General features: G+C 58.1%; 20 protein-coding genes and 1 other RNA gene. 9 read left to right on the forward strand and 12 right to left on the reverse strand.

Features of this window, described 5'->3' with window-relative positions:
• Positions 1 to 15 precede the first annotated feature (15 nt).
• Both mobA and glp read left to right on the forward strand, forming a co-directional pair.
• Positions 16 to 654, forward strand: coding sequence for a molybdenum cofactor guanylyltransferase MobA (gene mobA / locus LINBF2_RS06785; protein WP_281887697.1), 639 nt, complete (start codon positions 16 to 18; stop codon positions 652 to 654).
• On the forward strand, positions 651 to 1,934 hold the full coding sequence (gene glp / locus LINBF2_RS06790) for a gephyrin-like molybdotransferase Glp (RefSeq protein ID WP_281887699.1): 1,284 nt from the start codon (positions 651 to 653) through the stop codon (positions 1,932 to 1,934). The genes mobA and glp overlap by 4 nt, the downstream gene beginning before the upstream one ends.
• Here the strand turns inward: glp and LINBF2_RS06795 are convergent, their stop codons facing one another.
• The 4 genes from LINBF2_RS06795 to LINBF2_RS06810 form a co-directional block, all read right to left on the reverse strand.
• Positions 1,935 to 5,036: an efflux RND transporter permease subunit gene (locus tag LINBF2_RS06795; RefSeq protein WP_281887701.1), complete on the reverse strand. Its 3,102-nt coding sequence runs from the start codon at positions 5,034 to 5,036 to the stop codon at positions 1,935 to 1,937.
• A gap of 20 nt (positions 5,037 to 5,056) precedes the next feature.
• Positions 5,057 to 6,517, reverse strand: a complete 1,461-nt coding sequence (locus LINBF2_RS06800; RefSeq protein WP_281887703.1) for an efflux RND transporter periplasmic adaptor subunit — start codon at positions 6,515 to 6,517, stop codon at positions 5,057 to 5,059.
• A gap of 96 nt (positions 6,518 to 6,613) precedes the next feature.
• The gene (gene rnhA / locus LINBF2_RS06805) at positions 6,614 to 7,066 is read right to left on the reverse strand and encodes a ribonuclease HI (RefSeq protein ID WP_281887705.1); all 453 of its coding nucleotides are present in this window, start codon (positions 7,064 to 7,066) and stop codon (positions 6,614 to 6,616) included.
• Complete coding sequence (locus tag LINBF2_RS06810; RefSeq protein WP_281887707.1) at positions 7,063 to 7,851, reverse strand: methyltransferase domain-containing protein; 789 nt, start codon at positions 7,849 to 7,851, stop codon at positions 7,063 to 7,065. The genes rnhA and LINBF2_RS06810 overlap by 4 nt, the downstream gene beginning before the upstream one ends.
• Here LINBF2_RS06810 and gloB point away from each other — a divergent pair.
• Together gloB and LINBF2_RS06820 are read left to right on the forward strand one after the other, a co-directional pair.
• On the forward strand, positions 7,850 to 8,632 hold the full coding sequence (gene gloB, locus LINBF2_RS06815; protein ID WP_281887709.1) for a hydroxyacylglutathione hydrolase: 783 nt from the start codon (positions 7,850 to 7,852) through the stop codon (positions 8,630 to 8,632). The genes LINBF2_RS06810 and gloB overlap by 2 nt on opposite strands.
• Positions 8,629 to 9,960 (forward strand): transglycosylase SLT domain-containing protein, encoded by a 1,332-nt coding sequence (locus tag LINBF2_RS06820; protein WP_281887711.1) that lies wholly within the window; start codon positions 8,629 to 8,631, stop codon positions 9,958 to 9,960. The genes gloB and LINBF2_RS06820 overlap by 4 nt, the downstream gene beginning before the upstream one ends.
• A 6-nt stretch (positions 9,961 to 9,966) precedes the next feature.
• Here the strand turns inward: LINBF2_RS06820 and recR are convergent, their stop codons facing one another.
• Genes recR through dnaX form a run of 3 tightly spaced genes read right to left on the reverse strand, consistent with a single transcriptional unit; the run spans position 9,967 to position 12,810 of the window.
• Positions 9,967 to 10,563: a recombination mediator RecR gene (gene recR / locus LINBF2_RS06825; protein WP_104797315.1), complete on the reverse strand. Its 597-nt coding sequence runs from the start codon at positions 10,561 to 10,563 to the stop codon at positions 9,967 to 9,969.
• Positions 10,564 to 10,574: 11 nt separating this feature from the next.
• On the reverse strand, positions 10,575 to 10,898 hold the full coding sequence (locus LINBF2_RS06830) for a YbaB/EbfC family nucleoid-associated protein (RefSeq protein WP_104797314.1): 324 nt from the start codon (positions 10,896 to 10,898) through the stop codon (positions 10,575 to 10,577).
• A 46-nt stretch (positions 10,899 to 10,944) separates the two neighbouring features.
• Positions 10,945 to 12,810 carry a DNA polymerase III subunit gamma/tau gene (dnaX, locus tag LINBF2_RS06835; RefSeq protein WP_281887715.1) on the reverse strand — a complete coding sequence of 622 codons (1,866 nt, stop codon included), beginning with the start codon at positions 12,808 to 12,810 and terminating at the stop codon, positions 10,945 to 10,947.
• A gap of 35 nt (positions 12,811 to 12,845) precedes the next feature.
• Between dnaX and ffs the strand changes: the two genes are divergently transcribed.
• An RNA gene (gene ffs / locus LINBF2_RS06840) (signal recognition particle sRNA small type) lies at positions 12,846 to 12,942 on the forward strand.
• A gap of 58 nt (positions 12,943 to 13,000) precedes the next feature.
• Positions 13,001 to 13,540, forward strand: coding sequence for a hypothetical protein (locus tag LINBF2_RS06845; RefSeq protein ID WP_281887717.1), 540 nt, complete (start codon positions 13,001 to 13,003; stop codon positions 13,538 to 13,540).
• Here the strand turns inward: LINBF2_RS06845 and LINBF2_RS06850 are convergent.
• A complete protein-coding gene (locus tag LINBF2_RS06850) occupies positions 13,530 to 13,820 on the reverse strand; it encodes a hypothetical protein (RefSeq protein ID WP_281887718.1) in 291 nt (96 codons plus the stop codon). The two genes, LINBF2_RS06845 and LINBF2_RS06850, sit on opposite strands and share 11 nt — an antisense overlap.
• An 85-nt stretch (positions 13,821 to 13,905) precedes the next feature.
• Here LINBF2_RS06850 and LINBF2_RS06855 point away from each other — a divergent pair, with 85 nt between their 5' ends.
• Complete coding sequence (locus LINBF2_RS06855) at positions 13,906 to 14,778, forward strand: formate/nitrite transporter family protein (protein WP_281887720.1); 873 nt, start codon at positions 13,906 to 13,908, stop codon at positions 14,776 to 14,778.
• Here LINBF2_RS06855 and LINBF2_RS06860 read toward each other — a convergent pair.
• Positions 14,775 to 15,428 carry a DsbA family oxidoreductase gene (locus LINBF2_RS06860; RefSeq protein ID WP_281887722.1) on the reverse strand — a complete coding sequence of 218 codons (654 nt, stop codon included), beginning with the start codon at positions 15,426 to 15,428 and terminating at the stop codon, positions 14,775 to 14,777. The two genes, LINBF2_RS06855 and LINBF2_RS06860, sit on opposite strands and share 4 nt — an antisense overlap.
• Positions 15,429 to 15,498: 70 nt before the next feature.
• Here LINBF2_RS06860 and trxA point away from each other — a divergent pair, with 70 nt between their 5' ends.
• Both trxA and rho read left to right on the forward strand, forming a co-directional pair.
• The gene (gene trxA, locus LINBF2_RS06865) at positions 15,499 to 15,831 is read left to right on the forward strand and encodes a thioredoxin TrxA (RefSeq protein WP_104797308.1); all 333 of its coding nucleotides are present in this window, start codon (positions 15,499 to 15,501) and stop codon (positions 15,829 to 15,831) included.
• A gap of 209 nt (positions 15,832 to 16,040) precedes the next feature.
• Entirely contained in the window at positions 16,041 to 17,303 is a 1,263-nt protein-coding gene (gene rho / locus LINBF2_RS06870; RefSeq protein WP_281887724.1) for a transcription termination factor Rho, read from the forward strand.
• A gap of 73 nt (positions 17,304 to 17,376) precedes the next feature.
• On the opposite strand, the gene LINBF2_RS06875 is transcribed toward rho, so the two are convergent.
• From LINBF2_RS06875 to LINBF2_RS06885, 3 genes are read right to left on the reverse strand one after another with little or no spacing between them, the layout of a single operon-like run.
• Positions 17,377 to 18,330 (reverse strand): alpha-E domain-containing protein, encoded by a 954-nt coding sequence (locus tag LINBF2_RS06875; RefSeq protein ID WP_281887726.1) that lies wholly within the window; start codon positions 18,328 to 18,330, stop codon positions 17,377 to 17,379.
• A 2-nt stretch (positions 18,331 to 18,332) separates the two neighbouring features.
• Positions 18,333 to 19,778, reverse strand: a complete 1,446-nt coding sequence (locus tag LINBF2_RS06880; RefSeq protein ID WP_281887728.1) for a circularly permuted type 2 ATP-grasp protein — start codon at positions 19,776 to 19,778, stop codon at positions 18,333 to 18,335.
• Between the two features lie 44 nt (positions 19,779 to 19,822).
• A complete protein-coding gene (locus tag LINBF2_RS06885; protein ID WP_281887730.1) occupies positions 19,823 to 22,366 on the reverse strand; it encodes a DNA internalization-related competence protein ComEC/Rec2 in 2,544 nt (847 codons plus the stop codon).
• Between the last annotated feature and the right edge of the window lie 74 nt (positions 22,367 to 22,440).

Below are 22,440 nucleotides of genomic sequence, written 5' to 3' on the forward strand. Positions count from 1 at the left end.
ATTCCCCCACCCCACATGACACACACCATCGCTCCCCAAGACATCACCGGCCTCATCTTGGCAGGAGGCCGAGGCAGTCGCATGGGCGGCGTGGACAAAGGCTTGCAAAACTTCAACGGCATTCCCTTGGCCTTGCACACCCTCATGCGCTTAGGCCCTCAAGTCGAAAGCGTGATGGTCAACGCCAACCGCAACCTCTCGGCCTACGAGTCATTTGGGTCCTCTGTCTGGCCCGATGCCTCCGCAGACTTTGCTGGCCCGTTGTCTGGCTTTCTGGTGGGGCTAGAGCGCGCCGAAACGCCCTATGTGCTGACCGTGCCCTGCGACACCCCTCGCCTGCCACTCGACCTGGCCGAGCGCTTGGCCGCAGCCATGGTGCGCGAAAACGCCGACATCGCCATGGCCGCAGCACCCGAGACCGATGACCAAGGCCAAACCCAAATTCGCACGCAACCTGTGTTTTGCTTGATGAAGATTGAGCTCTCCGAAAGCTTGGTCAAGTTCACCCACACCGGTGGCCGCAAGATTGATGCGTGGACCGCACAGCACAACACCGTGGTCGTAGCCTTTGACGCCCCGGGTGACGACCCGCTGGCGTTTGCCAACGTCAACACCTTGAACGAACTGCAAGCCCTCGAAAACGCCGCGCCATGAAAAGCATCGACGACATCGCCGCCGCCCTGCAAGGCTACGACCCACAAGCCTTGAGCGTGAACCAAGTCAACGCGTTCTTGCATGAACTCGTACAGCCCGTGTCAGCAGACGAGTCTCAAGACGTGTATTTGTTTGATGCACTGGGACGCGTGCTGGCGCAAGACGTCATCTCCCCCATCAGCGTGCCTGCCCACAACAACTCGGCCATGGATGGCTTTGCGTTTGATGCCGAGCAGCTCAAAGCCTATCAGCCGCTCACGCTGCGCGTGGTGGGCACCGCACTGGCGGGCAAAGCTTGGCAAGGCAAGGTCAACGCGGGTGAGTGCTTGAAGATCATGACGGGCGCCATCCTGCCCGATGGTTTAGACACCGTGGTGCCGCAAGAGTTCTGCCACATCGACAACGCGCACGATGTGACCAACGTCACTATCCCACCCAACATCTTGAAAGCCGGCGACAACCGCCGCTTGCTAGGCGAAGACCTGATGCAAGGTGAGCCTGCACTCAAAGCAGGCCAACACCTCACGCCAGCTGCCTTAGGGCTGATCGCGAGCCTTGGTCTCCCCGACGTGCGCGTGCACCGCCGTTTGCGTGTGGCCTATTTCTCCACCGGCGACGAAGTGCTGAGCTTGGGCGAAGCCCCTCGCGAAGGCGCTGTTTACGACAGCAACCGTTACACCGTGTTTGGCCTGCTCACACGCTTGGGATGCGAAGTGATTGACATGGGTGTGGTGCGTGACGACCCTGCCCTGTTAGAAGCTGCGTTTGCCAAAGCCGCACAAGAGGCTGATGCCATCATCACCAGCGGAGGCGTGAGCGTGGGTGAAGCCGACTTCACCAAAGCCATGATGAAAAAGTTGGGTGACGTGGCGTTTTGGAAAATCGCCATGCGCCCAGGCCGCCCCATGGCTGTGGGCCGCATTGGCAAGTCGGTGTTGTTTGGCCTGCCCGGCAACCCCGTGGCGGTGATGGTGACCTTCCTTGCGTTTGTGCGCCCTGCACTGCTGCGCATGATGGGCAGCACCGCACAACCAGCGCCACTGTTGCGCGCCAAGAGCCTTGAGCCCTTGCGCAAAAAAGCAGGTCGCACCGAATACCAACGTGGGTTTGTCAGCAGCGCGCCCGACGGCACGCTACAAGTGCGCACCACTGGCAACCAAGGCTCAGGCGTGCTGAGCTCGATGGTGCAAGGCAATGGCCTCATCGTGCTGCATCACGCGCAAGGCAATGTCGCGGTGGGCGACGAAGTAGATGTGTTGATGTTTGAGGGCGCTATTTAATTACGCACCCACGTCCTCATCTTCATGGCGGATGGTGATGGCGCCCGGCACCTTGTTGCGCGCCAACAAGGTGTACATGGTGGGCACCACAAAGATGGTGAGCAAGGTGCCCAAGCTCATGCCACCCACAATCACCCAACCAATTTGCTTGCGGCTTTCAGCACCTGCGCCACTGGCCAGGGCCAACGGAATTGCACCCAACACCATCGCACCTGTGGTCATCAAAATCGGGCGCAAGCGCAAAGTGGCTGACTGCGTGACAGCGGCGAACAACTCCATGCCTTCTTCACGCAACTGATTGGCAAATTCCACAATCAAAATGCCGTGTTTGGTGATGAGGCCCACCAAGGTGATCAATCCAATTTGGCTGAACACATTGAGCGTGCCGCCACTGAACTGCAGCGCCAACAAAGCGCCCACCATCGACAGCGGCACCGACAGCATGATGACCAGTGGGTCCACAAAGCTTTCAAACTGTGCGGCCAACACCAAGAAGATGAACAGCAAGGCCAGCACAAACACAATCACCAACGAGCCCGATGATTTGACGAACTCACGCGAGGTGCCGTTGAGGTCGGTGGAGTAACCGGGCTTGAGTACTTTTTGCGCCGTGGCATTCATGAAAGTGATCGCCTCACCCAAGGAGTACGTCGGTGCCAAGTTGGCACTGATGGATGCACTGCGGCGCTGGCTGAAGTGGTTCAGCTCACGCGGCACCACCACCTCTTTGATCTTCACCAAAGCGGACAGCGGAATCATGGCCTCGCCTTTGCCGCGAACAAACACGCGTTCGATGTCGTCAGGCGTGTCACGGCCTGTGGGCGCGGTTTGCACAATCACGTCGTATTGGTCGCCCTCGCGCTTGTAACGCGTGACTTGTCGGCCACCCATCATGGTTTCCACCGCGCGGGCAATTTGGTCCACCGGCACGCCCATGTCAGCGGCGCGCTCGCGATCCACTTCCATGCTGATTTCGGGTTTATTCAAACGCAGGTCGGTGTCGACGCTGACGATGCCTGGGTTCTTGGCAATTTCTTCTTGGAAACTGCGCACCACTTGCGCGAGGTTTTGGTAACTGTCCGACGTCAAGATCACGAAGTTCAAAGGACGCTCGCGAAACGGCTGGCCCAGCGAAGGTGGTGTGATGGGGAACGCCGTCACACCAGGCAAACCAGCCACAGCGGGTGTCATGTCGCGTGCAATTTCGAGTGTGGTTTTCTTGCGATCTTCCCAAGGCTTGGCGCGGTAAAACACGTTGCCTTGCGCCACCGTAGGGTTACCCACCACGGTGAAGATGCGGTCGAACTCGGTGTATTTGTCGGCCATTTTTTCAAGGGCCATGGTGTAGCGCGTGGTGTAGTCCATCGTCGCGCCATCGGGTCCGTTGATGACAGTCAAGATCACGCCACGGTCTTCCATGGGGGCCAATTCACTCTTGGTGGTTTTGAGCAAGGTCCAAGTGCCAATGCCGGCCAGCACCATCACGGCCACCACGAACCAACGGCGCGACATGGCGCGTCCAAAAAACACGCCGGGTGACAGCGTCCATTCCAGTAAACGTCCATAAGCGTTGGACATGCGTTGCAGCTGATGCTCCATGGTGCGGTCAAACCAGCTGGGGTTGTGGTTGTGCTTGAGCATGATGGAACACATCATGGGTGTGAGCGTCAAGGCCACAAAGCCAGACACCACCACCGAGCCGGCCAAGGCCAGCGCAAACTCGGTGAACAACTTGCCCGTGCGTCCCGGCGTGAACGCCAATGGCGCGTAAACCGCGGCCAAGGTCATGGTCATGGCCACCACCGCAAAGCCCACTTCTTTGGCGCCTTTGATGGCGGCATGAAACGGGGACATGCCCTCTTCAATGTGCCGATAAATGTTTTCTAGTACCACGATGGCGTCGTCTACCACCAAACCAATCGCCAACACAAGCGCCAGCATGGTGAGTGTGTTCACGGTGAAGCCAAACATGGCCATCAATGCAAACGTGCCGATCAAACACACGGGGATGGTGACCAGCGGAATGATGGACGCACGCAAGGTGCGCAAGAACAGAAAAATCACCAAGGCCACCAGAATGGCAGCTTCCACAATGGTTTGGTACACCGCTTTGATGGAGCGGTCAATGAACACCGAGTTGTCGTTGGCGACTTCAATCGCAACGCCTGGCGGCAAGTTGTCTTGGATCTTCGGGATCATGTTGCGCACGGCGGCACTCAAGTCCAGCGGGTTGGCCGTGGCGTTGCGAATCACGCCTAAGGTGATAGCTTCTTTGCCGTTCAAACGCGTGGCTGTGCGTTCGGCTTGTGGGCCTTGTTCGACACGCGCCACATCGCCAATGCGCACCTGAATGCCATTGACTGACTTGATGACCACCGCATTGAACTCTTGTGGCGTACGTAAATCGGTGGAGGTGCTGACGTTGAATTCGCGCAGCTTACTTTCAATGCGGCCAGCAGGCACTTCCACGTTGGAGCGGCGCAGGGCATCTTCCACATCTTGCGTGGTGAGCTTGTAAGCAGCCAAGCGGTCTGGGTCCAACCAAATGCGCATGGCGTATTTGCGCTCGCCGTACACACGCACATCCGACGCACCCGGCGCGGTTTGCAGCATGGGCTTGGCAATGCGGTTGGCGTAGTCGGTGAGCTGCAACACGTTCAAGGTGTCAGCGCTGAATGACAACCAAATGACGGGGAAGGCATCAGCCTCGACCTTGGCAATCACCGGCTCGTCAATGCCTTGCGGCAGACGTTGGCGCACGCGGCTGACTTTGTCACGCACGTCGGCGGCGGCTGAATCGGCATCACGCGACAACACAAAGTTGATGGTGATTTGACTTTGCTCTTGGCGGCTGATGGAGGTAATGACGTCCACCCCCTCGATACCAGAAAGAGAATCCTCCAACACCTTGGTCACTTGCGACTCCACCACCGCGCTGGACGCGCCGGTGTATTTGGTCTCCACCGTCACCACGGGGTTGTCGATCTTGGGGTACTCGCGCACGTTCAAACGGGTGAACGACACCACCCCCACCAACACGATGAGCAGCGACAGCACGGTGGCGAACACCGGGCGGCGAATGGATATCTCAGGCAATTGCATGTGAGCTCTTTGCGTTCGGATTAGCGGCTGGCGGCTTGAGAGGCGGCACTGGCGGCATCAGCCCCCGATGCACCAGAAGCTGCACCTGATGCAGAGGCAGGCGCTGATGCCGGGTTGGCTGGACCACGACCCAACTCCACCACACGCAAGGGAGAGCCGTCTTTTTGCAAACGCTGCTGACCGGCGACCACGATGGTGTCGCCTTCAGCCAAGCCCTCGGTGATCTCCACTTGGCCACCACGGCGCAGACCCAATTTCACTTCTACGCGCTGAGACACCAGTTTGGTATCGGGCGGCAAAACAGGTGCACTTGCCGCAGCGCTAGCAGCAGGTGCAGGCAACTCAGAAGGAGCCACAGCTTTGATGACAAACTGTTTACCGCCTTGCGGCACGATGGCCTCTTCCGGCACGATCAAGGCGTTGGGCCGCACAGCAAACACAGCTGTCACACGCGCAAACATGCCCGGGCGCAAGGGGCCGTTTTGCTCACCACCGGCATTTATGCGTGTGCGATCAAACGCATTGCTGGGACAACCCAAGCTCTGAGGCGAAGGCAAAGCAACACCACGCATCGCTCCAGAGGCAACCACGGGTGCAGAGGCCGCCGGTTTGGCAGCGACGGCAGGGGTTGAAGCCGAGGCAACGGGCGCGCTGGACGCCTGTGCCGCTGGGCCTTTGCCACCCGCAGCAGCGATGGGCTCACCCGCCGTATTGGCCAACACCGCACGCACGCCGATGGAGCGGCCATTCGCGTCAATCAAAGGGTCCACCGCTTCGACCTTGGCTTTGAACAATCGGCCGCTGAACGCATCGAGTTTGACCTCAATCGTTTGGCCTGGCATCACCTTGGTTTGGTAGCGCTCGGGCAAGCGGTAGTCCACATACAAGCTGCCGATGTTTTCAAGGTTGATCAAATCCGCGCCATCTTTCACGTAGTCACCCACGTTGACGTTGCGAATACCGACCACGCCATTGAACGGCGCAATCAAACGCATGCGATCCAAGCGTGCGCAGGACAAACCCAGTTGCGCTTCTGACACTTGCAAGGCCGCTGCGCTTTCGTCGAGTGAGCGCTGGGCGATGAAGTTTTGCGCCACCAGTTCTTGGTTGCGTTTGTGGTTGGCCTTGGCAATCGACATCTGGGCTAGAGACTGCTGCACCTCCGCGCGTTGCAAGGTGTCATCCATTTGCACCAACACTTGGCCAGCGCGCACACGCGCGCCATCGGCAAAACCCAACGACAACACACGGCCCGCCACTTCGGGGCGCAGCATCACGTTTTGTGATGAACGCAAAGTCCCCACGGCCTCGGCATCGTCACGCAAGGTTTGTTTTTTGACTTGGGTGATTTCAACGCCACTGGGACGCACGCCCGTCGCAGCGCCAGCATCAGACTTGGGCGCTTGCAACCACCAAGCCAAGGTCGAGGCCACCCCAATGCCAACGACTGCCACAACGGAATACATCTTTTTGGAGGCCATGAGTGAGATTCTTTTAAGTCGTATTTAAACCAATCGTGCAATGTACCAGCGACGGGTTTCAAAAATGCCAAATTTACCTAGCCTTCACACAGGCTGTCACCGACCCGACAGGGCCAATTCCACACCTCGGTTAGCCAAACCGTCCGCACGTTCGTTGTCCACATGACCCGCGTGGCCTTTGACCCAGTGCCACACGATGTCGTGGTCACCTTGATGGGTCAAAGCATCGAGTTGTTGCCACAGGTCTGCATTCTTCACGGGTTGCTTGGCTGCGGTGCGCCAGCTACGGGCTTTCCAGCCGTGAATCCACTCGGTGATGCCTTTGCGCACGTATTCGCTGTCCAAATACAAGGCCACAACGCAGGGCCGCTTCAAGGCACGCAGGGCTTCGATAACGGCCATCAACTCCATGCGGTTGTTGGTCGTCTCTAGCTCGCCACCAAACAGTTCTTTTTCTTGACCTGAGGGCGAACGCAACAAGGCGCCCCAGCCCCCAGGGCCAGGGTTGCCCTTGCAGGCCCCATCTGTATATATCTCTACCGTGTTCATGCCATTCCTTTGGAGGCGGTGCTGACCACCGAATGCACCGCCGTGTTGTTTGCCGCACTTGAAGCAGAGGTCACAACGACCGCAGCTCGCGGCACCGCTTTTTTCCATGCGGGTGACATCAGGCGCATGCCCTGCACGCGCTTGACCGCCACCATGCCGTAGACCGAACCCAAGATGGGCCACCAACGTACGCCCGCCTCGTCCATCCAATCCCAGCGATTGAGCCAACGCTCAGTTTTCACCGCCGGGCGGTAGCAACCAAAGCTGGTGGACTCCACCTCAAAACTCAGCAGTTGCAGCCAGTCACGCAAGCGGCGTTGGCCGATGAAATCCCCCACCTGCGAAAAACCACGCTTGCAGCTTTTGCTCAAACCCCACAGGCTATTGGGGTTGAAGCCACAAATCACCACACGCCCCTCGGGCACCAAGACGCGCTCGACCTCGCGCAAGGTGGCATGTGGGTCGTAGCTCAGCTCCAGCGTGTGGGGCAACACCAGCAAGTCCAAGCTGGCACCGGGAAAAGGCAAGGCTTCGTAATTGGTCAGCACCACATCACGCCCCAAAGGCCAAGGCTCTGGGTGTGTGTCACTGGCCAGCCAGCGGTGCGGCATGCGGTTGGCCTGCAGCGCATCGAGCGCGGGAAATCCGAGTTGCAAGGCGTGAAAGCCAAACACATCCGCCACAGCGCGGTCTAAATAGGTTTGTTCCCAAGCGCACAAATACTGCCCAGCGGGAGACGCCAGCCAGTCAGGCAAACTATCGTTTTTTAAAGGTGTGGATGACATGAAGCTGATTGCACTGCCCGCGTTCTCTGACAACTACCTGTGGTTGTGGCAACAAAACCAAATGGCCGTGGTGGTCGACCCCGGTGACGCGGCGCCTGTGTTGCAAGCGCTGGCCCAAGGAGGTCTGAAACTTGCCGCGATTCTAGTCACCCACCACCATGCAGACCATGTGGGCGGCGTGCGCGAATTGCAGCTTGTCACTGGCGCTCAGGTCTTTGGCCCCGCACGCGAAGAGGTGCCCGTGCCTTTCACCCCCGTCATGCACGGTGATGCACTTGAACTGCTGGGCCAAACCGTGCAAGTGCTGGATGTACCGGGCCACACCGCAGGCCATGTGGCTTACTTTTTACCCCAGGCCCCACAAAGCCCTGTGCTGTTTTGTGGAGACACTTTGTTCTCCGGCGGCTGCGGACGTATTTTTGAAGGCACGCCCGCACAAATGCTGGCCTCATTAGACCTTTTAGCTTCACTCCCTGCGTCTACACAGGTGTGCTGCGCCCACGAGTACACTCTCTCTAACTTGCGATTTGCGCTCGCCGTAGAACCTAGCAACACCGACTTGCAAACCTACGCAGCACACTGCCAACAACTCAGGGCTCAAGGTGTTTCCACCCTACCCGCCCAGCTTGGCATGGAATTGCAAATCAACCCGTTTTTACGGGCTCGACACCCCCTTGTGCGACACGCTGTTGCACAGCACGCTGGGCTCTCAGCGCTCGAACAAACCGACGACGTGGCTGTGTTTGCAGCCCTTCGCGAATGGAAGAACGATTTCAAATGAGATTTCTACTCGCCGTATTCAGCCTTAGCCTCGTCTTGCTCACGGGCTGCGCCAGTTTGTCTGAACAAAGCAGCACCAACACCGAAGGACTGAGCCCAATTGCCAAAGGCACAGCCAAACGCGATGGCGTGGCACAACTGAACTTGCCCAACGACCTGTGGGAACGCATCCGGAAGGGCTACCAAATGCCCAACCTCGAAAACGAGTTGGCTAACGACCGAACCCAGTGGTACTCGGCCAAGCCTGACTACTTGCAGCGCATGACCGAGCGCTCGAACAAATACCTGTATCACATCGTTGAAGAGCTCGAAGCGCGCAAGATGCCCACAGAGCTGGCTTTACTGCCCTTCATCGAAAGCGCCTTCAACCCGCAAGCGGTGTCTAGCGCACGTGCCAGCGGCATGTGGCAGTTCATGCCCGCCACAGGCAAAAGCTTTGACCTCAAACAAAATGCCTTCCGCGATGACCGCCGCGATGTGCAAGCCTCCACCCGCGCCGCACTCGACTACCTTGAGCGCCTGCACAAGATGTTTGGCGACTGGCATTTGGCCTTGGCAGCCTACAACTGGGGCGAAGGCAATGTGGGCAAAGCCATTGCGCGCAACAAACGTGCGGGCTTGCCCACCGGCTACACCGACTTGAACATGCCGATGGAAACACGCATGTACGTGCCCAAGCTGCAAGCCATGAAAAATATTGTGGGCAACCCGCCCCAGTACGGCGTGGTGCTGCCCAGCATTCCTAACCACCCCTACTTCCAAAGCGTGCCCCTGCGCCGCGACATGGACGTGAGCGTGGCGGCCAAGCTGGCTGACATCTCTGAACAAGACTTCAAGGCCCTGAACCCATCGGCCCACCGCCCTGTGTTGCTGGCTGCAGGCTCGCCCAACATCTTGCTGCCTTGGGACAACGCGGAAGTGTTCCAACGCAACTACGAGGCATCGACCTTGGGCCGTATGGCCACGTGGACTGCGTGGGTAGCGCCCACCACCATGAAAGTGGCGGATGCCGCCAAGCGCGTGAACATGAACGAAGCAGACTTCCGCGCGGTCAACAACATCCCGCCCCGCATGCTGATCAAAGCAGGGTCCGCCCTGTTGGTGCCACGCAGCGCCAACATGCTGGGTGATGTCACAGCACAAGTCGCGGACAACGGTAAGCTTGACTTGTCACCCGAAGCTGTTGCGAAACGCAAAGCTGCGGGCAAAGGTGGCAAGAACGCCAAGGGCTCAAAGCTGGCTTCGGCCAAAGAGAGCAAGAGCTCTGGCAAAAAGCAAGCGTCAGCCAAAGGCGATAAAAAAGGCGACACCAAGGTCGCCAAGAAATAATTTACTTTAAGCGTCGCGCCTGTCCACCAATGCGTGGGCAATGGTGCCCAAGTCCACATACTCCAGCTCGCTGCCCACAGGCACACCACGGGCTAGGCGTGTGACTTGCACACCGCGCTTCTTCAAAGCCTCGCCCAGCACATGGGCTGTGGCCTCGCCCTCGGCAGTGAAATTGGTGGCCAAGATGACCTCTTTCACCACGCCGTCGCTGGCTCGCTCAATCAGCTTTTGCAGCCCAATGTCTTTGGGACCAAAACCATCCAAGGGGCTGATGCGACCCATGAGCACAAAGTACTGGCCCTTATAAGCCGCTGTGCGCTCTACGGCTGATTGGTCTGCGGGGGTTTCGACCACGCACAAGCGGGTGGTGTCGCGCCCGTCGTCCAAGCAGGTATCGCACACAGGTTGGGTGGTGAAGGTATGACAGCTTTCGCAATGCTGCACTTGGCTTGCTGCTTGGTGCAAGGCCTGAGAAATCATCTCGGCCCCCTCCCGGTCGTGTTGCAGCAGGTGGTACGCCATGCGCGAGGCCGATTTCACCCCCACGCCGGGCAAACGACGCAGGGCCTGAATCAGGCCTTCAAGCACGGACGTGTCGCTCATCTTTGGGGCGATCAGAACGGCAGTTTCAGGCCAGGTGGCAAGCCAGCGGTGAGCTTGCTCATCTTGGCTTCGCTGGTCTCAGAGGCTTTGCGCACCGCGTCGTTGAAGGCGGCAGCCACCAAGTCTTCGAGCATGTCTTTGTCGTCAGCCAGCAGGCTTGGGTCGATGGTGATGCGTTTGACATCGTGCTTGCAAGTCATCAAAACCTTGACCAAACCTGAACCAGATTCGCCCGTGACTTCAACGAACGCCAATTCGTCTTGTGCCTTTTTCAGGTTTTCTTGCATGGCCTGGGCTTGCTTCATCAGGCCCGAGAGTTGTCCTTTGTTGAACATGTGTTTCCCTTTTACAAACTAAAAAATAAAGCGGTTGGACTTAAAGTTAAAGCGGCTTGATGCTGCCCGGCACGATTTTGGCGCCGTAGTCTCGCATCAAACTTTGAACATACGGGTCGTTGAGGATGATGGCCTCGGCCCCTGCTTGGCGTTGCGCTGCAGCGGCCGCATTGCGCTTGGCAGGACTGTCTTGCACGCGGCCCACTTCCACTGTCAGGCGCACGGGGTAGCCCGCGGTTTCGAGTGCTTTTTGCAAACGTTCGCGGCTGGTGGTGCTGTTGAGGGACTCGCGCTCGACGCGCAGCATCCAAGTGTCGGTGTCACGTGCCACCAGTTGTGACTGCAAACCCAACTCACGCACCAAGGCGTTGATGGTTTCGGCGGCAGACATGTCCATCACCAACTTGTGCCAAAACTCACCTTCGGGTGTGGCCACGATCTGCGGCACTTCGGTGGTGGGCATTTGCGGTTCAAGCGCAGCGCTGGGCTCGGCTTGTTGGCGCACGGGCATGGCCACCACAGCAGCGTCTGAGTCGTGGTCGTAGCTGGAACTGTCTGAACCGTCGGGGTCGTAGCTGGGGTCGTCTTCCCAAGGAGCCACTTCGCGTGGTTGCATGTCACGCACGGGCAAGGCCTGCACGGGGGCTGCGGGCTGGGGCTCGGGGGGGCCAGGCGCAGGCGCAGGCACTTGCGATGCAGCGGGCTGCATGGACGCAGCTGGGGCAGCAGCCGGTGCTGGTGCCGAAGCGGCACGTTGCGGATTAATTAGAGTTTTTTTTTCAGCCGAAGCAGAAGCAGAGTTTGCAGCTTGTGGCTTGAATGCCAACAATCGCAAGAGCACCATCGTCAGTGCAGCGTATTCGTCAGGGGCCAAACCCAACTCTTGTCGGCCATGCAAACTCAGGCTGTACAGCAGCTGTGTTTCGTCGGGTGGCATCACACCCGCCAAACGCGCCATCTCGGCGGCTTCGGGGTCTGCGGCATCGCCCTCACCCATGTCAGGCACAGCTTGCAACACAGCCATGCGTTGCAAAACCATCGACATGTCTTCTAGCGTGGCTGCGGCGCTCAGGCCATGCACGCGCAAGGCTTCTGAAGTTTCGACCACCGATTTACCGTCGCTATGTGCCAAGGCCTCAATCAAACGGAACACATGCGAGCGGTCGGCGCTGCCCAACATTTGGCGCACCGCTACTTCTTGCAACTGACCGCCACCGTAGGCAATGGCTTGATCCGTCAAACTCAACGCATCGCGCATGGAGCCACGCGCAGCACGGGCCAACAGACGCAAGGCTTGGGGCTCAGATTCAATGTTCTCTTGGCCCAACACATGGCCCAAGTGCTCCAGCACAGTCTCGGGAGCCATAGGGCGCAGGTTGAATTGCAAGCAGCGCGACAACACGGTGACTGGCACTTTTTGCGGGTCGGTTGTGGCGAGCACGAATTTCAAATATTCAGGCGGCTCTTCAAGCGTCTTCAACATCGCGTTAAACGCGGTGTTGGTGAGCATGTGCACCTCGTCAATCATGAAGACTTTGAAGCGGCCTTGCACAGGCTTGTAAACGGCTTGCTCCAGCAAGCTTTGCACTTCGTCCACGCCACGGTTGGAAGCCGCGTCCAACTCGGTGTAATCAACAAAGCGGCCAGCATCAATGTCGGTACAGGCTTGGCACACACCGCAGGGGTTGGCGGTGATACCACCTGTGCCGTCTAAGCCTTGGCAATTGAGCGATTTGGCCAACACGCGCGACACGGTGGTTTTACCCACACCGCGTGTGCCGGTGAACAAATACGCGTGATGCAAACGCTGGGTGGTCAGCGCATTGGTGAGCGCCTGCACGACGTGCTCTTGCCCCACCATCTCCGTGAAGGTTTTGGGGCGATATTTGCGGGCGAGCACGAGGTAAGACATAAGCCAAGCATTCTATGTGACCTACAATAGACCTCGACGGGCCTCCTCACATGGTGAAGCGGCCAACTGGGTCAGGCGGGGAACCGAGCAGCCCTAACTGTGGAGCCAGTGCTGAGGGTCGGGCCCGTCACCTTCATCTTTTTTTCTTTACCCGCTAAAGAAATCCTCAACTCCTGCCGATACAGGTGTGATGGCCGAAGAAACCTCAGAAGCAACACCCGACGCAACCTCAAGCACGCCCGAAGTGCCCGAGGCCGTTGTCGCGCCTGTTGAAGCTGTGCCCGCACCCGCATCCGAACCCACACCGCCACCTGCTGCCACCCAAGCACCAGAGACCGCAGCGCCTGCGGCCGCCCCACCCTCTGAACCAGAAACACCCAAAGAACCCGATGCGCTTCAGCCTTTCATCGACAAAGCACACGCCACCGTGCAAGATGAAGTGGATGCCAAAGAGCTGAACAAGTTTTTGCGCGCGCACATCAGGACATTCCGTGAAGAGTGGGAATCTTGGTCAGACAGTGCCAAAGACACTTACACCCACATGATGACGGCGCAGTTGCTGCAACGCAAAGCAGCGGCCATTCAAATTGGTTTGGGAAACGTGTTCAAGCTGCCCGATCCTTCTGCACAGACTGAGCTGATGCAGTCGATTCAGCACTCACAGGTCAAAGCTACCAAGCGCTACCCCGCGATTGATCTTCCGCCCAAACTGCGCGGCATTACTTTTTAAGCGTTTTCGCTGAGAGGTACTCGGCCAAGCTGGCGTTGCCAAGACGCACACCACTGCTGCCACTGTCTTGCGCCACAGCACCGCGTATTTGCTTGATCAGCAAGCCCTTCACATCGCCCTGCATGGCTTGTGTGCGCAGCTCGACATAGCGCACCTGCGCTTTGGCTTGGTCCATCTTCGATTCGGACATGGCTTGCAGCCACAGCCCATCGTCACGTTTGCCCGCTTCGAGCTCGCGCAAGACCAAGGCGCGAACCATGTTGGAAGATGACTGAGACATATAGAGGCTCCGAAAAAACAAAGAGTGCGTTAATTCTGCCAGTTCAAGTAGTAAATTCGACAAATCAACACTCACCATGACACCTATGCCTGAACTGTTTGGCTCTGATGCCTACGCCCCCAAAGAGATTGCTCTCAAAGTTGAAACCGTGGGCGTGGCCAAGGCGCACATGGCCACCCCGCCCTTGGTCATGCTGGGTTTGTTGGCCGGCGCCTTCATTGGTTTGGGCGGCTTGTTTTTTGTCATCGTCAAATCAGATGCCAGCCTGAGCTTTGCCGTGAGTCAGCTCTTGGGTGGGTTTGTGTTTTGCCTCGGCCTCATCTTGGTGGTGATTGCCGGAGCTGAGCTGTTCACAGGCAACAACCTGCTGGCCATGGCTTGGGCGGATGGGCAAATCACCACCCGCGAAGTGCTGCGCAACTGGCTGTGGGTATGCGCCGCCAACTTTGTGGGCACCACGGGCCTAGCCCTGCTGGTGTACCTGAGCGGCCACACACATGCGAATGGCGGCGCGATCGGTGCCACGGTGCTGAAGATTGCCCTAACCAAACAAAACTTGGTTTGGCACGAAGCCTTCTTCCGTGGCGTGCTGTGCAATGTGCTGGTGTGCATCGCGGTATGGATGGCCATTGCCGGTCGCAGCGTGATGGACAAGGTGATTGCCATCGTCTTCCCCATCACCGCTTTTGTGGCGGCGGGGTTTGAGCACAGCATTGCCAATATGTATTTCATGCAGCTCGCGCTGATCATTCAATACTTTGAGCCAGTTGCTGCAGCCAACGCCCTTGGCGTGGCGGGCAATGCGCTGAGCATGGCAGGCATGCTGGGCAACTTGGTGCCCGTCATTTTGGGCAACCTCGTGGGAGGCAGCGTGTTTGTGGGCTTGGTCTACCACCTCATCTACCGCGTGGCAGCGGCCGCGCAGCCAACCACACCGCAACTGATCGAGAAGAATTAATCGTTGGTGGCGGCGTTCATCGCCTCCACCATGCCTTGCAGCAAGGTTTCCGCTTCATGCGCACCCGACAAGCCCACTTGACGGTTGAAGATGAAAAACGGCACACCGGTGATGCCCATTTCACGCGCCGCCTTGTCGCTGTCAATGGTTTGGCTGTGCAAGGCAGAGTTTTGCAAATGCGCTTCAGCCACCGCGCGGTCCATGCCTGCGGATTCGGCAATGTCCATCAGCACGGCGGCCTCGGTCAAGTCTTTGCCTTCTAAGAAATAGGCCTTGAAGAAGGCTTCCACCATCGCATCTTGTTGCAGGCCAGGCTCTGACACCGCAATGAGGCTATGCGCCACCACAGTGTTGGGTTGGCGGCTGATTTTGTCGAACGCAAACGCAATGCCCACCTCTTTGCCCACGGCGGCCACGCGGTCGTAAATGGCGGTGGCTTCGTCACCAAATTTGTTGCTCACATAGTCCACACGGGCGATGCCTTCGGGCGCCATGTCGGGGTTGAGCTGAAAGGTGTGCCAGCGCACCTCTGGGTCCACCTCTGGGTGCTGAACTGCCAAAAGTGCCAAAGCACGTTCTAAGCGACGTTTGCCCACATAGCACCAGGGGCACACAACATCGGAGACAACATCAATGGTGAGAGTTTTCATGGGGGTACTTGGTTTCTGCCACAATGCCCCAACTGTAGCTCTATCGCCAATTGAAAGAGGAAATAAAACCATGGCCAGCGATTTGATCAAACACATCACCGACTCCAGCTTTGAAGCAGACGTTCTGCAAGCTGACAAGCCCGTCTTGGTGGACTATTGGGCAGAATGGTGCGGTCCTTGCAAAATGATTGCCCCCATCTTGGACGAAGTGGCTGTTGCCTATGAGGGCAAGCTGCAAATCGCCAAGATGAACGTGGACGAAAACCGCGACATCCCAGGCAAATTGGGCATCCGTGGCATTCCTACCCTGATGGTGTTCAAAGGCGGCCAATTGGCGGCCACCAAAGTGGGCGCCATGAGCAAAGCCCAGTTGACCGACTTCATCAACCAGCAATTGGCTTAATTCACCGCCAAACGCCTAGTTCTAGAAAGCCCGCAGATTGTTCAGTCTGCGGGCTTTTTTCCTGCCATAATCCATTTCGAATTCACCTTGCAGCCCATGAGGCTACTCGGCTCCCCATCAGGGCTTGAATTCCGGTCCAGAGGTATTTCTCTCCTCGCTCCGACCTCCCCACCCCAATTTTTTAACGAACTCCCTACTGGAGTCCCAAGATGCATCTGAACGAACTCAAGGCACTGCACGTGTCTGAAGTGCTGAAACAAGCCGAAGAACTCGAAATCGAAAACACGGGCCGCATGCGCAAGCAAGAGCTGATGTTTGCCATCATCAAAAAGCGCGCCCGCGCTGGCGAACAAGTATTTGCCGATGGTGTGCTCGAGATCTTGCCCGACGGGTTTGGCTTCTTGCGTAGTCCCGACACCAGCTACACCGCTAGCACCGACGACATCTACATCAGCCCCAGCCAAGTGCGCCGCTTCAACCTGCACACCGGCGACATGATCGAAGGCGAAGTGCGCATCCCAAAAGACGGCGAGCGCTACTTTGCACTGACCAAGCTCGACAAAGTCAACGACGATCTGCCTGAGAACAACAAACACAAGGTCATGTTCGAAAACTTGACCCCACTGTTTCCACGCGAACAGATGAAGCTTGAGCGCGACATCAAGGGTGAAGAAAACATCACCGGCCGCATCATCGACATCATTGCGCCCATCGGCAAAGGCCAACGCGCCTTGGTCGTCGCCCCGCCCAAGAGCGGTAAGACCGTGATGATGCAGCACATCGCCCACGCGATTGCCGCCAACTACCCCGATGCCCACATGATGGTGTTGCTGGTGGACGAGCGCCCAGAAGAGGTGACTGAAATGCAGCGCTCGGTCAAAGCAGAAGTGATTGCGTCAACGTTTGACGAACCAGCCGCTCGCCACGTACACGTGGCCGAAATGGTGATCGAACGCGCCAAGCGTTTGGTGGAACTGAAAAAAGATGTGGTCATCTTGCTCGACTCCATCACCCGCCTCGCCCGCGCTTACAACAACGTGGTGCCTTCATCGGGCAAAGTGTTGTCAGGTGGTGTAGATTCCAACGCCTTGCAACGCCCCAAGCGCTTCTTTGGTGCAGCCCGCAAAGTGGAAGAAGGTGGCTCGCTCACCATCATCGCCACTGCGTTGGTGGACACCGGTAGCCGCATGGACGAAGTGATTTTTGAAGAATTCAAAGGCACGGGTAACTGCGAAATTCACCTTGACCGCCGCTTGTACGAAAAGCGCGTTTTCCCAGCCATTCAACTCAACCGCAGCGGTACCCGCCGCGAAGAGCTGTTGCTGCCACCCGAGATCTTGTCCAAGACCCGCATCCTGCGCCAGTTCATGTACAACATGGACGAAATCGAATCCATGGAAATGGTTTTGAAGAGCATGAAGGCGACCAAGTCGAACGTCGAGTTCTTCGACATGATGCGTCGCGGCGGTTAATCCGCTTTCGCTACCGCACGATGCCAAAAGGCGTCAGCATCCGCTGACGCCTTTTTAGTTGGCTGGCTACCGATTAATTCGGCACCAAAAACTCCCGACTGATGCTCGCGCCAATTTCATTCACGCGATCCAAGAACTGGGTGAGATAAGCGTGCAAACCATTCGCCAGAATTTCTTCAATGCGGCTGAACTCCATCTCAGCGCACAGCTTGCCCGCACGGCGATAGCTTTCTAGCGAGCGGTCGTCCGACACCATCGAGATGTTGTTCACCACTTCGTTCAAGCACGCATGTAACGAGCGTGGCATGTCAGCACGAAGAATCAGCAACTCGGCCACGCGCTCGGGGTGAATCACATCGCGGTAGACCTTGCGGTAAATCTCAAAGCCAGACACGCTGCGCAAAATCGCGCTCCAGTGGTAGAAGTCGTGTTGCTGCGTTTTTTCGCTGCCATCGGCAAACAAGTCGCCATGCACGGCGTGGAACTTCACATCCACCAAACGTGCGGTGTTGTCGGCGCGCTCAAGGAAGGTGCCCAAGCGCATGAAGTGCAAGGCTTCGTCCATCAGCATGGTGCCCACGGTCACGCCGCGTGAGAGGTGCGAGCGGAACTTGACCCATTCAAAAAACTCACCCGGGTCGCTCTCGAGCAAACCACTCTTCAAGATACGGTTGAGTTCCAACCACGTTTGGTTTTGCGTTTCCCACACTTCGGTGGTGAGGCTTCCGCGCACAGCGCGTGCATTTTCACGCGCAGCACGCAAGCACGAGATGATGGAAGACGGGTTGTTCTCGTCCTTCACCATGAACTCCATCACGCGTTGTGGCGTGATGTCGCCATGACGGGCTTGGTAAGCAGGCAACAACTCACTGATGGACAGCAAGCCTTCCCAGCCCAACAGCGCCACTTCGGCGGACTGAGGCAGCAAAGAGGTTTGGTAGTTCACGTCCAGCAGGCGTGCGGTGTTCTCGGCCCGCTCGGTATAGCGGGACATCCAAAACAGGTGGTCAGCGGTACGGCTCAGCATTGTTAAACCTCAAGAATCCATGTGTCTTTGGTGCCGCCGCCTTGGGACGAGTTCACCACCAGTGAGCCTTCTTTCAGCGCCACGCGGGTCAAGCCGCCGGGCACCATTTGCACGGTCTTGCCGCTCAACACGAAGGGGCGCAAATCGATGTGACGCGGCGCGATGCCACTCTCCACATAGGTGGGGCAGCTCGACAAACTCAGCGTGGGTTGCGAGATGTAGCCATCGGGTTTGGCCAGCAACACTTGGCGGAATTCTTCAATCTCAGCCTTGGTGGCGGCTGGCCCCACCAACATGCCATAGCCGCCAGCGCCGTGCACTTCCTTCACCACCAGCTCGCTCAAATGCGCCAGTGTGTAGTCGAGGTCTTCTTTCTTGCGGCATTGGAACGTGGGCACGTTGTTGAGGATGGGCTTCTCGCCCAAATAGAACTCAATCATTTGCGGCACATAGGGGTAGATGGATTTGTCATCGGCAATGCCGGTGCCCACCGCGTTGCAAATGTTCACATGGCCTGCTTTGTAAACATCCATCAAACCGGCACAACCCAATGTCGATGTTGAGCGGAACACGCTGGGGTCTAAAAAATCATCGTCCACACGGCGGTAAATGACATCCACTCGCTTAGGGCCTCGTGTGGTGCGCATGTAAACAAAGTTGTCTTTCACAAACAGGTCTTGGCCTTCGACCAACTCCACACCCATTTGTTGCGCCAAGAAGGCGTGCTCGAAGTAGGCGCTGTTGTACATGCCGGGCGTCAGCACCACCACGGTGGGATCGTCGGTGGTGGATGGGCTGCTGGCACGCAAAGTCTCTAGCAACAAGTCTGGGTAATGCGCCACAGGGGCCACGCGGTGTTGGCTGAACAACTCGGGGAAGAGTCGCATCATCATCTTGCGGTCTTCTAGCATGTAGCTCACACCGCTGGGCACGCGCAAGTTGTCTTCAAGCACGTAGTACTCGCCATTGCCTTGGGCATCGGGCGCACGCACGATGTCGATGCCGCTGATTTGTGAATACACCTTGTGCGGCACATCGACCCAACGCATCTCGGGGCGGTACTGCGCGTTGTTCAAAATTTGTTCGCTGGGGATGATGCTGGCTTTGAGAATGCCTTGCTCGTGATACACGTCGTGAATGAACATGTTGAGCGCGTTCACACGTTGCACCAAGCCCTTTTGCATGCTCGTCCACTCGTGGGCGGGGATGATGCGAGGGATCAAATCAAACGGGATGAGTCGCTCAGTACCTGCGCCGTCTTCGTCTTTGTCGCCGTACACCGCAAAGGTGATGCCGACGCGACGGAAAATCATCTCGGCTTCTTCGCGCCTGTCACGCATGGTCTGTGGATCTTGGCGCTTGAGCCAGTCCAAGTAGTTCCTGTAGTGGGGGCGCACCGCGCTGTCCACAAACGGCAGCTGGGCATACATTTCATCAAACTTGTGCATCGTGGGAACTCCTAGCACCTCTTACGCAAGTTGGATGCCAGCTCTCAGAATACGTGTTGCCAATAGCGTTGTCTTTGATTTCGCTCACATTGCACCAACTTGGGTTGCTCACTGTGCCATGTCGACGCACCACAACGGGGTGTCTGCACCACAAGCACCCCTAAATCGCTGTAACGCCTCAACACATCAGGTCTTGGATGACCAAAGCGATTGCGATAGCCCGCTTGCACGATGGCCACGCTGGGCTGCACTGCATCCAGAAAAGCTTGCGTAGACGAAGTGGCGCTGCCGTGATGCGGCACCAGCAGCCAATCAGCTTGCAGGGCTTGACCGCTTTGCAGCAGGTCTTGCTCTTGCGCGGCTTCGATGTCGCCAGCGAGTAATGCAGATGTGTTGTGCGCGCTCACGCGCAGCACACAACTCAGCGCATTCGGTTTGAGCTTGCGCTCGTAGTCAGCAGCGCTCGGGTGCAACATCTCAAACCGCACACCATCCCAGACCCACGACTGCCCGCGTTCGCAGCGCTGCATCACACCCAACTGTTGCAGCGGATGCTCAGGCGCAATCGACGTCAACACATCCGCTTGCGGCTGCATGGCCATCACCGCAGGTGCGCCGCCGCTGTGGTCGCTGTCTTGATGGCTGATGACGATGCGGTCTAGCCGCTCACCCCATGCACGCAGCAGCGGCACGAGCACGCGCTGACCTGCATCGGTCTCGGCCGAGTAGCGCGGGCCTGTGTCGTACAGCAAGCTGTGTGTGGCCGTTCGCACCAACACGGCATGGCCCTGGCCCATGTCGGCCGCCACCAGTTCAAACGTGCCGTGTGCTGGGCGCGGTGTTTGCCAGCTGAGCACGGGCAACACCAAGGCCACGCCAAAGCACCGCAACCACATGGGCAAGCGCATGGCCCACGTACCCATGCCGACCAGCGCAGCTGCCCCAGCCCACAAAGGTGCAGCAGGTGCCGACCATTGCGCCCACGACACACCCGCGCACGCTTTGAGCAGCCACACCAACCACTGCAAAGCCTCAGCCGCCACGCTCCAAGCGAATGGCAACACCAGCCCCAGCAAACACAGCGGTGTGACCACCAAGGTCACCCACGGCACAGCTAACAAGTTGGCGAACAAACCCACGACGGACACTTGGTGAAACAGCAGCAAAGTCAGCGGAGCCAAACACACACTCATCAGCCACTGCTCGCGCCACATACGCTGCGCTGAAGCCCATGCATTTGCAAGCAAGCGCCCTCGCCTATTTGGCTGACTGTTTTGCTCTGTCGACTCGTCAAAAACATTCAGCGCATCAGAGTGCGCCGACGTCTCCACAGGCGCATGCGAGCCCGAGGCAAACAACACACCCACCGCTACAAAGCTGAGCCAAAACCCTGCTTGCATCAGCGCCCACGGGTCTAGCGCCAGCACCACCGCGCACACGGTCAGCCACACCTGCATCAAGGGCCAACGCAAACCATACACGCGCAGCAGCGTGACCACACCCAGCATCCATACCGTGCGCTGCGCGGGCACACCCCAGCCGGTGAACACCGCATACGCCAGCGCCACCATTGCGGCACACGCACTGGCGGCGATAGGTGCAGGTAGCCACAAGCTCCAAGGCTTGCGAGGCGACCACACATCACTGCGGCGCCAGAACCACCCCACGCACAACGCCGCCAGCCACGCAAGGCCCGTGATGTGCAAACCCGAAATCGCCATCAGGTGCGCCACACCCGTAGCACGAAACACATCCCAATCCGCACGCTCAATCGCCGCTTGGTCGCCCACCAACAAGGCAGCCACAATGCCGGCCATAGATCGGTCTGCCACCCGCGCATCAATGGCGCTGCGCACGCGCTGACGCATCCGCTCCACGGGATGCGCCCATGTGCTGCCTAACCACAGCGGGGGCGCGTCTTTGGCCCCGTTGCGCACATAGCCCGTGGCTTGCAGGCCCTGCTCCCACAGCCACAGCTCGTAATCAAAACCATGTGGGTTGATGTGGCCGTGTGGGGCTTTGAGGCGCACCGCCAATTGCCAACGGTCTCCGGGGCGCAAGTCTGCGGGAGGCGCTTGCACATTGTCATCGCTGCCATTCAATCGGTTGCCATACCAACCCAGCAGCAACTGCGGCGGCAGCTGCACCCGTGCGCCATCGCTGTCGCGAGCCGACTCCACTTCAAAGCGAAAGCGCGCACTGTCCTCGGTGCGCTGCGGCAAGTTGGCCACGATGCCCACCACTTGCAAAGTGCGTCCTTCGATCGCGGGGTTCAAAGTGCTTTGCACATAGTGGCTGGCGCGTGCGCCTGCTTGGGCGAATGCCATCACAGCCGATAACGCAGCCAGCAGTGCAAACCCAACAACAGCTTGCACCCCTGCGCCAGCCGACGCACGCGAGAGCAAAACTGAGGCACTGCGAACCCATGCAAAACGCGAAGCATCGATGCGCGTTGCGATATATGCCGACATCAGCGCAGCCGCAGCTAAGCCCCAATACACCTCACCCGCCCACAGCTGCCCCTGCTGCAACTGCAAAGCCGTGCCCGCAATCCAGCCCAAGGCCAAAGGTGTGATGACAGAAAACATGGCCGCATGTTCGACCTAACTTTGCGGCACGTGGGCGATGCCCACTCACAAGTTAAAAAGCCCCAACCATTCGG

The organism is Limnohabitans sp. TEGF004, assembly GCF_027924965.1.
In the GTDB taxonomy this organism is placed as follows: Bacteria; Pseudomonadota; Gammaproteobacteria; order Burkholderiales; family Burkholderiaceae_C; genus Limnohabitans.

Coding starts and splice junctions, on each gene's coding strand:
- mobA (WP_281887697.1), top strand. CDS start 16: ATGACACACACCATCGCTCCCCAAGACATCACCGGCCTCATCTTGGCA.
- glp (WP_281887699.1), top strand. CDS start 651: ATGAAAAGCATCGACGACATCGCCGCCGCCCTGCAAGGCTACGACCCA.
- LINBF2_RS06795 (WP_281887701.1), bottom strand. CDS start 5,036: ATGCAATTGCCTGAGATATCCATTCGCCGCCCGGTGTTCGCCACCGTG.
- LINBF2_RS06800 (WP_281887703.1), bottom strand. CDS start 6,517: ATGGCCTCCAAAAAGATGTATTCCGTTGTGGCAGTCGTTGGCATTGGG.
- rnhA (WP_281887705.1), bottom strand. CDS start 7,066: ATGAACACGGTAGAGATATATACAGATGGGGCCTGCAAGGGCAACCCT.
- gloB (WP_281887709.1), top strand. CDS start 7,850: ATGAAGCTGATTGCACTGCCCGCGTTCTCTGACAACTACCTGTGGTTG.
- LINBF2_RS06810 (WP_281887707.1), bottom strand. CDS start 7,851: ATGTCATCCACACCTTTAAAAAACGATAGTTTGCCTGACTGGCTGGCG.
- LINBF2_RS06820 (WP_281887711.1), top strand. CDS start 8,629: ATGAGATTTCTACTCGCCGTATTCAGCCTTAGCCTCGTCTTGCTCACG.
- recR (WP_104797315.1), bottom strand. CDS start 10,563: ATGAGCGACACGTCCGTGCTTGAAGGCCTGATTCAGGCCCTGCGTCGT.
- LINBF2_RS06830 (WP_104797314.1), bottom strand. CDS start 10,898: ATGTTCAACAAAGGACAACTCTCGGGCCTGATGAAGCAAGCCCAGGCC.
- dnaX (WP_281887715.1), bottom strand. CDS start 12,810: ATGTCTTACCTCGTGCTCGCCCGCAAATATCGCCCCAAAACCTTCACG.
- LINBF2_RS06845 (WP_281887717.1), top strand. CDS start 13,001: ATGGCCGAAGAAACCTCAGAAGCAACACCCGACGCAACCTCAAGCACG.
- LINBF2_RS06850 (WP_281887718.1), bottom strand. CDS start 13,820: ATGTCTCAGTCATCTTCCAACATGGTTCGCGCCTTGGTCTTGCGCGAG.
- LINBF2_RS06855 (WP_281887720.1), top strand. CDS start 13,906: ATGCCTGAACTGTTTGGCTCTGATGCCTACGCCCCCAAAGAGATTGCT.
- LINBF2_RS06860 (WP_281887722.1), bottom strand. CDS start 15,428: ATGAAAACTCTCACCATTGATGTTGTCTCCGATGTTGTGTGCCCCTGG.
- trxA (WP_104797308.1), top strand. CDS start 15,499: ATGGCCAGCGATTTGATCAAACACATCACCGACTCCAGCTTTGAAGCA.
- rho (WP_281887724.1), top strand. CDS start 16,041: ATGCATCTGAACGAACTCAAGGCACTGCACGTGTCTGAAGTGCTGAAA.
- LINBF2_RS06875 (WP_281887726.1), bottom strand. CDS start 18,330: ATGCTGAGCCGTACCGCTGACCACCTGTTTTGGATGTCCCGCTATACC.
- LINBF2_RS06880 (WP_281887728.1), bottom strand. CDS start 19,778: ATGCACAAGTTTGATGAAATGTATGCCCAGCTGCCGTTTGTGGACAGC.
- LINBF2_RS06885 (WP_281887730.1), bottom strand. CDS start 22,366: ATGTTTTCTGTCATCACACCTTTGGCCTTGGGCTGGATTGCGGGCACG.